Consider the following 1,186-nt stretch of genomic DNA (forward strand, 5'->3'; position numbering starts at 1 on the left):
ATACGGGAATTGCATTATATGTTCCTCCAGAATGATACACAGTTCCAAGATCTTTGTCTGAATAAAAATTTAAAAAATCCCGTATTTTCTTGTAATCAATATACACGGGTAGATAACAAAATATGTTTTTAGTACTCACAGATGTTACAAATTGATCATAGGATGTTTTTATTTGGGAGTAAATAGTATCATAATTATTTTTATTGTACAGGCTTAATGCAAACGGCATTGATATCAAGTTATCGTTAAATAATTTTTCAAAATTATCTATAAGTCCTATATCTTCAAATTTCGAAATTTCTGAGATGTCAGTTTCTTTGTCACCAAAAAAGGTAAGTATATTTATATTTTGATTATTCTCGTTATTTTTTATTTTTCTTTCAATATTTCTATCAAATAAATCGTAATTTATTTGCCCTTTAAGATTATCATGCCGTACTGATGTTAGAATTTCAGTAAAATAGGAATTATCATACTGTGAATTTATTCTCTTAAATGCCCTGGAAGGAGTCGTCCTTATATTACCTTCTATATTGGAAATTTTCATAGAGAAATAGTCTATATCGTTCAAAAGACGGAACTCCATAAATTCTTAATAAGGAATCTATTTATATGTTTTTCTAATAATCTATTATAATATGTGGGAATTAAACAATATGACAAATAAAAAAATAGATATATTCAAATTGGGCGATCTCATGGATGCCGCTATAGTTAATATAGCCTCAAATAAATCTATAAGTAAGCTAAGTTTGCAGAAAGGGATATTCTTTTATCTTCTATCACTTAGTCAGAGAGAATGTTACAATTTCATGGAAATAGCCAATCTGATAGATTTTGAACCATATAAACTGGGTCCTTTTAGTGAATTTGTAGATGGCGAAATTGAAACTTTAGAGGGATACGGGTATATCTCCGTGGATAGGCATAATAGCAGTGTGTTAATAAAATCGAATAAAAAAGGTCTGGATAACTTTAAACTAGATAAAAACAATATGGAAATAATCAAAAATGTAAAATTTCTGGTGGAAACTTTAGATCCAATGGAAATTACATTTTTTATATATTTTAATCCTAATATATATTCCAGCGAAGATGGAGGCATAAGAAATTTTTTTACTTCAAATTCCGAGATAAAAGACAAATTAGAGGCTAAAAAAGAGTATTACGTTAAACAATTGTTANA

At 27.8% G+C, this 1,186-nt stretch carries 2 protein-coding genes; one reads left to right on the plus strand and one right to left on the minus strand.

Annotated elements, in window-relative coordinates:
- Positions 1 to 586: hypothetical protein (locus AMDU4_RS13685; protein WP_290705565.1), on the minus strand; the 586-nt coding region annotated here is incomplete at its 3' end.
- Between the two features lie 70 nt (positions 587 to 656).
- On the opposite strand from AMDU4_RS13685, the gene AMDU4_RS13690 reads away from it, so the two are divergent.
- Positions 657 to 1,186 (plus strand): hypothetical protein (locus tag AMDU4_RS13690; RefSeq protein WP_290705568.1); only part of this gene is annotated, 530 nt, incomplete at its 3' end.

The sequence above is a fragment of the Ferroplasma sp. Type II genome, assembly GCF_000496155.1.